The 7,089-nt window shown below is 43.1% G+C and carries 5 protein-coding genes; 1 reads left to right on the top strand and 4 read right to left on the bottom strand.

Going from position 1 to position 7,089, the window contains the following annotated elements; translation table 11 throughout:
- Nucleotides 1-60 precede the first annotated feature (60 nt).
- From F6K20_RS17960 to F6K20_RS17945, 4 genes are all read right to left on the bottom strand, one after another.
- Nucleotides 61-240 carry a hypothetical protein gene (locus tag F6K20_RS17960; protein ID WP_008178803.1) on the bottom strand — a complete coding sequence of 60 codons (180 nt, stop codon included), beginning with the start codon at nucleotides 238-240 and terminating at the stop codon, nucleotides 61-63.
- Between the two features lie 106 nt (nucleotides 241-346).
- Nucleotides 347-1,588 (bottom strand): SH3 domain-containing protein, encoded by a 1,242-nt coding sequence (locus F6K20_RS17955; RefSeq protein WP_008178805.1) that lies wholly within the window; start codon nucleotides 1,586-1,588, stop codon nucleotides 347-349.
- An 80-nt stretch (nucleotides 1,589-1,668) separates the two neighbouring features.
- Complete coding sequence (locus F6K20_RS17950) at nucleotides 1,669-2,547, bottom strand: universal stress protein (protein ID WP_008178808.1); 879 nt, start codon at nucleotides 2,545-2,547, stop codon at nucleotides 1,669-1,671.
- A gap of 497 nt (nucleotides 2,548-3,044) precedes the next feature.
- Entirely contained in the window at nucleotides 3,045-3,221 is a 177-nt protein-coding gene (locus F6K20_RS17945; RefSeq protein ID WP_008178810.1) for an NblA/ycf18 family protein, read from the bottom strand.
- A gap of 839 nt (nucleotides 3,222-4,060) precedes the next feature.
- On the opposite strand from F6K20_RS17945, the gene polA reads away from it, so the two are divergent.
- The gene (gene polA / locus F6K20_RS17940) at nucleotides 4,061-7,051 is read left to right on the top strand and encodes a DNA polymerase I (RefSeq protein ID WP_353736774.1); all 2,991 of its coding nucleotides are present in this window, start codon (nucleotides 4,061-4,063) and stop codon (nucleotides 7,049-7,051) included.
- The last annotated feature ends 38 nt before the right edge of the window (nucleotides 7,052-7,089 follow it).

Genomic DNA, 7,089 nt, shown 5'->3' with positions numbered 1-7,089 from the left:
TCTTTGAAAGACAATACATTTTTCCGGAAGTGGACTTAAAATTATGTAAGCATTCAGCAGTCAGCGGTCAGCCGTTGGCCAGGCTAGGGGAATGGCCAAGCTACTTGAGCTGCCGTCAGCTGACTTAACAGAGATTAAAGCAATGCTTACTTGTTTGATTCCAAAGCTGAGAGCTGATAGCTGAGAGCTGATAGCTGATAGCTGAATGGTTAAAGAATTATAGCTTATAACAACGTGCATGCTCGATACTTACAGATCAGCAGTAGGGTGCGTTATTAACGCACCCTACAATCTTAGCTGCATCGCTAGATCGACAATGCTGCCAGATCTCAGCCAGATCTCAGCGTTAACCCACTGGTTCTGACTCCTCTTCTGGCTTAGACTCAGGACAATAGATCAGATACTTGCCAGTAACGTAACCTTGTAAGGGCGCAGAAATAGGAACCCAGCCATTATTTCCACGATTAACAATCGTTACCTTAGAACCATCAGCGAGAATTCCAATAATCTCGCCATCATTTGACGGTGCTTTGCGGACATTTAAACCCTGTGGTGCTGAAACTTGCCGACAATTCTCTTCAGATGGTGGTGGTGTTGGACAAGGTTTTATCGTAACAAACTGGCCAGACACATAACCGATTATGGGTTCTGAAATCTTCAGCCAGCCATCGGCACCTATACTCTCAATCTTGACCTCAGTACCATTTTTTAATGTACCGATACTGGGACCACCAGGGGTTGAACGCACGATCAGATCACTACCACGAGTGGTAACTGTACCACACTGTTCTTTGACGGTGGGACAGGGTTGAAGATATGCCTCAGACACATAACCTTTCTGGGGCGAAACAATCGGTACCCAACCATCAGTACTAGTACCCTTGATAGTGACCTTAGTACCATTTTCTACAACACCGACAATGGTACCACCGGGGGTCGCACGCACATTGAGCGGGTTACCCTTAGTCGAAACTAGACGACATTCTTCTTTCGGAGGAGGAGGTGGACAGGGTTTAAGATACCGGTCGGAAACATAACCTTTTAGGGGAGAGACAACCTGTACCCAACCATCAGTAATGGTATTGACGATAGTGACTTTAGCGCCATTGTCCAAGTCACCAATAATCTTACCACCAGGACTCTGACGTACATTCAGACCCCTGCCAGTATTGGTCGAAACTATGCGACATTCCTGTTTAGGTGGTGGTGGACAGGATTGGAGATACCGCTGAGAAATATAACCTGACAAGGGAGAAGAAATTTTTGCCCAGTCTTGGTTTACTATTTGCTCAAGGGTAACCTCAGACCCGTTTTTGACAAAACCGATAATCCGGTAATTGCTACCGGGTCCACTGCGGACATTGAGATCACTGCCTCTAGTCACCACTTTGCGGCAATTGTCTGTAGCCGCAGCAAGTTGAAATTTTACCTGGTTCTCAAATGAGATGTTTTCTAAACGAGATGATGGGGTAAATTGAGCGATCGCAGGACTAGTAGCATAAGATGGCGCAGGAAAAGCTGTAAAAGCTAGCGCCACAGAGATGCACACCACTAGTAATCTTCGCCAACCACTAATCTTTCTGATCATATGTTGGATTTATTATTCACTATCAAAGTGGAACGGCTTTATTTTATTAGAACTCTGCATAAAACCCTATACTCTCGATCCTAGCTTTGTGGTGGAAAGAAGAGAACAGGGTGCCAGCTGCTGCGCATTAAATCACCGGCTAAGCTACGCACTGACCAATCTAAGAATTTTCCTTTGTGATCGGAAGAGATTGCGATCGCAGTAATATCAAATTCTAAGGCTGTGTCTAAAATCTCTTCACGGGGATTGCCCACTCGCACGTCCGTATTGACCTGTAAGCCCAGCTCTTCTAACTCTGCTTTTACTGGTTCTAGCTTGTCTTGAGCTTTTTGTAACTGAGGGTCCTTGGATAATTCTCTGCGCCCCCCTTCGCTGACTACCCACAACAGCATACACTGCTTGATTGAGTTATCTGGTGCTTGTTTAGCATACTCTTTGACCCTTTCGACGGTATAGTTCGAGGCTGTAGTGCCGTCATAGGGAATTAGTAAATACCGGAATAGATGTTTGCAGCGTAGATCGAGTTCTTCGCAGGTGTAAGCTGAAATCAGTTGTGGTCGCAGCATTAGCAATGGTGTACTACATTCCTTGGTCAAGGTTGCTGTAGTGCTACCGAAAAGCTTTTCTTGTAATAAGCTGCGCACTGGCGTGCCAATCAGGATGACATCAGCATCGTAACGTTTGGCGATTTTAGGAATACTGTCACTAGGACGACCTGAGGTCACTTCGATGTGAACCTCTACCCCTTCAGGTATATTGGTCAAACCCTCTTCAAAGCGGCGGCGAGCTTGTTCTATTCCTTCTTCATCAATACGAGGTATTTCTCCCTCTTCCCAAAGCGGAACAAAGTTGCAGAAGATGATTTTCTTGAGCCCACCAGCCGCTAAACTGGGGACAAAATCTACTAGCCGATATAAACCGTCGGAGAAGTCGGTGCAGACTAGGCAATGCTGAAACATATGCAGGGAGGATCGCTTTTTCTTAGAGTTTCTTTCAGACTAGAACAATTTACAATTACTTTAGATAGTTTTAGATAGTTTGGGATTATTTTATATAAATTTATCAACTATTCATCCTGGCTGCCCTAGAGTGAATTGGGGTATTGCCAATCCGTAAGCTATCAGGTATCAGCGAACAGCGATTAGCGCTACGCGCACGCTACGCGAACACCTTGTGAATAAAACAGGTAAGCATTCGTTTAATATCTGTTACGTCTACTGACGGCTGAACGCTGAAGGCTGAAGACTTCCCTTTAAGCAAGCCTACGGTGATAATACTTACGCTGATGATATTAGTTAACAATAAGTTGAATCAATCAATTTTAATTTTAATTAAATCTTAATATAATTCGAGTTGACGCCCCAGCATCCCCAGCTCCTTTCCTACCTACGGAATTGAGCAAGAGAAGGAGGTCGCGGCTCAATTAAGGCCAATAACAATCAGACTAGGGCTTTAGCTATAATCCCCACTCGTGTTTTAGGACTTCTTTGTACATTGTTTCACGCATCATCATTTGCTCATAGAGTTTGATTAGGAATTCCTGAGCTTGCTCACGGCTCATTTTCTGGACCTGAGATTCAAAGGACCGCAGGTTAAATTTTTGTTCCAGGGAAAGTTCTACAGGTTTAGACATAGTTGAGCTCCTTAAAAACTAATCATGGGTTTTGGCTGGCTAGAGCAGCCCTAGTCATGGTCACCCTAGGTATCGGTAAATGTATCAACCGTTAACCTATCTGACCTTTAATGAAGAATCGTAACAAGTATTTGACAAAATTGCCATATTTTGATTCTGCATGACGTTAGAAACAATCGTAGACTATTTCTAGCAAGTTTCCTGGCTAGGATTGATGCTGTCCAATTCGGTATAGTTGTTTCTTATACTCCATAAAACAAAAGTTGATGCCTTCATCATCAACAGGACTTACGCAAAAATAGACACACCACAAAGGTGCTGAATTGCTAGGATTCTTTAATAACGCACCTTACCGGTAGAGTTACTGAGTAAGCTGTGAGCAAAACACTGCTCAGGTTTCGTTAATAACACACCTTCCCGGTAGAGTTAGTGAGTAAGCTGTGATCAACACATGGCTATTCCATGCGATCGCATAAGCGCGGAAGCTGAGGCCGTAGGCCACGCGGGGCGCGTTCGCTTCATCGCAAAGCCGATCATACAACCAGCACCCTACCGGAATAGTAGTGAGTTAACTATATAGTATTTATCCGAGTTAAGTCAGTGGTTTTAATGGGATTGGCCGTAGGCCACGCTACGCGAACGCAAAGCCAATGATATAACTAGGCTTCTAACGGAATAGTAGTTAATTAACTATAGTTGAGATACCATTAGCCAGTTAACATAGACCCTAGACCGTTAACGATTCATTCTTAGTTAATTACCTGATCAGTCTGAGTTAATCCGGAATTCCCTAGCTACCAACAAACAACCAATCGCTACAATACCGCTACAATAGGGCTATGCCCAGATCTACTTCTTCTGAGAACTCTCCCCCGGTCCCTGATGATTCCCCAATGGTAGCATCCCCCCTACTGATCCTAATTGATGGTCATTCTCTGGCTTTTCGCTCCTATTTTGCTTTTGCCAAAAGTCGTCAGGGTGGATTACGGACTAAAACTGGAATTCCGACCAGTGTCTGTTTTGGCTTCATTAAATCTTTGCTAGAGGTAATGGAGTCAGAAAACCCGAATGCGATCGCAATTGCTTTCGATACCAAAGAAGCCACCTTTCGCCAACAAGCCGATGCTACTTATAAAGCCAATCGCACCGAAACACCAGAAGATTTCTTACCAGATGTCAAGAATCTCCAGCAGTTACTACAAGGGTTAAGAATCCCAGTAATAACTTCTCCTGGTTATGAAGCTGATGATGTATTGGCAACCTTAGCTCACCAAGCTATTGATCAAGGCTATCGTGTCAAAGTTGTATCTGGCGATCGCGATTTATTTCAACTAGTTGCTCCAGACAAAGGAATTACCGTTTTATATCTCAGTGGTCCGTTTTCTAGGGGGAGTGCTACAGTTGGCCCAACGGAATATGGCTTAGAGGAAGTAGAAGCAAAATTGGGAGTATTACCCTCTCAAGTCGTGGATTATAAAGCCCTCTGTGGGGATCCATCCGATAATATTCCTGGAGTTAAGGGCATCGGAGCAAAGACTGCAGTTAAGTTACTCAAAGAATACCAAAACCTGGATAATATTTATGCTTCCCTTGATACTATTAAGGGTGCCGTTAAGAAAAAGCTGGAAGTAGGTAAGTCAGATGCGGAACATGCTCGCTATTTGGCTCAATTACGATTTGATACTCCTATCGATATTGATTTAGACCAATGTCAGCTCCAAGGATTCGATCCTCAAGTGCTCAAACCGCTATTGGAGCGATTAGAATTAAAGTCATTTATCAGTCAAATAGATAAACTTCAGCAGCGTTTTGGTGGCGTAGTGCTAGAGGATAGTCAAAATAATGCCCCAAATGATACTGTTAGTGATACTGTTTCAAATACTGATAGTGATACTGATACTCAGGAAGATGATGATATTTCCTTTTTCAGTGTAGCGGAAACGGAAGAGTTTCAAGAGCAAGGGTCTAATACTGGTTCGATTCAACCACAAATTATCGATACTGTAGACAAGCTCAATCAATTAGTTGAACAGCTGAAATACTATACCGATGCTGGAAATCCTGTGGCTTGGGATACAGAAACCAGTGATTTGGAACCACGAGATGCTCAGTTGGTGGGGATTGGCTGTTGTTGGGGAAAAGAATTTACTGATGTTGCTTATATTCCTATCGGTCATAAGGATGGGACTAATTTAGACAAGGATATTGTCTTAGAATCCCTACGTCCAATTTTAGAAAGCTCAGATTATCCCAAAGTATTACAAAATAGTAAATTCGACCGACTAGTCTTACGTTGTAACGGGATTCAGCTAGCAGGAGTGGTATTCGATACCATGCTAGCGAGTTATGTACTCAATCCCGAAACTAGCCATAAACTTAGTGACCTAGGGCTGCACTATTTAGGAATAGAAGCACAAAGTTATAATGACTTGGTTCCAAAAGGGAAAACTATCAGAGATTTAGACATTCCTACTGTAGCCGATTACTGTGGGATGGATGCTTATACCACCTTCGGAATAGTTTTTAAATTGCGAGAGGAATTGGAGCAAATTCCAGCATTGCAGCAATTGTTGCTAGAAGTAGAGCAACCCCTGGAACCGGTATTAGCTGAGATGGAATACCAGGGGATTCGTATTGATAAGGATTATCTGCAACAGTTCTCTCAAGAGCTGGAAAAGGATTTAGTGGCAATTAAGCAGCAAGCCTATCAAGATGCTGGAGAAGAATTTAATTTAGGTTCCCCTAAACAGCTCAGTCAGTTACTGTTTGAGAAACTAGGGTTAGATCGTAGGAAGTCTCGTAAAACCAAAACCGGTTACTCTACCGATGCTACTATATTAGCTAAATTACAAGGAGACCATCCCGTAGTAGATGCTATTGTGGAATACCGTAGCTTATCTAAATTGAAATCTACTTATGTGGATGCTTTACCAGCACTGATGCGTTCTGATACTAAACGAGTACATACGGATTTTAATCAGACCGTGACTACAACTGGTAGACTATCCTCCTCTAGTCCTAATTTACAAAATATTCCTATTCGTACTGATTTTAGTCGCCAGATTCGGAAGGGTTTTATTCCAGAATCCGGTTGGCTGTTGGTATCTGCTGACTATTCCCAAATTGAGTTACGAATCCTAGCTCACTTGAGTCAAGAGCCAGTGCTAGTGGAAGCTTACCAAACTCAAGCCGATGTCCATACCTTGACAGCGCAAATGTTATTTGACAAAGAAGACATTACTGCTGAAGAGCGGCGCTTGGGTAAAATAATTAATTTTGGCGTAATTTACGGCATGGGAGCACAACGGTTTGCTCGGGAAGCTAAGGTATCGACAGCTGAAGGAAAAGAATTTATTGATCGATTGAATCAGCGCTATCCTCTGGTGTTTGCTTATTTAGAGGAAACTAAGAAAAAAGCGATCGCACAAGGCTATGTAGAAACTATACTCGGACGCCGTCGCTACTTTAGCTTTAGTGGTAACAGTCTTAGAAGGCTGCAAGGTAAAGCTCTCGATCAGATTGATCTCGATAAACTTAAGAGTATCAATCCCTATGATGCTGGGTCATTAAGAGCAGCAGCTAATTCCCCCATTCAAGGCTCTAGCGCTGATATCATCAAAATTGCTATGGTTAATCTGTATCAAGAGTTACAGAAATATCAGGCGCGGTTGCTATTACAAGTCCATGATGAATTAATCTTTGAAATTCCCCCAGATGAATGGGAAGAATTGCAGGTAAAAATTCGGGAAACCATGGAATCAGCAGTTGAGTTGAGTGTTCCTTTAGTTGTGGAAATACATGCTGGGGATAATTGGATGGAAGCGAAGTGAGGCAATAGTGGGTAGGGTGTGTTATGGGCGGACTTGTC

This window comes from Moorena sp. SIO2C4 (assembly GCF_010672485.1).
Lineage (GTDB): Bacteria > Cyanobacteriota > Cyanobacteriia > Cyanobacteriales > Coleofasciculaceae > Moorena > Moorena producens.
This window is presented reverse-complemented; position numbering and strand designations above follow the sequence as displayed.

Coding starts and splice junctions, on each gene's coding strand:
- F6K20_RS17960 (WP_008178803.1), bottom strand. CDS start 240: ATGCACGTTGTTATAAGCTATAATTCTTTAACCATTCAGCTATCAGCT.
- F6K20_RS17955 (WP_008178805.1), bottom strand. CDS start 1,588: ATGATCAGAAAGATTAGTGGTTGGCGAAGATTACTAGTGGTGTGCATC.
- F6K20_RS17950 (WP_008178808.1), bottom strand. CDS start 2,547: ATGTTTCAGCATTGCCTAGTCTGCACCGACTTCTCCGACGGTTTATAT.
- F6K20_RS17945 (WP_008178810.1), bottom strand. CDS start 3,221: ATGTCTAAACCTGTAGAACTTTCCCTGGAACAAAAATTTAACCTGCGG.
- polA (WP_353736774.1), top strand. CDS start 4,061: ATGCCCAGATCTACTTCTTCTGAGAACTCTCCCCCGGTCCCTGATGAT.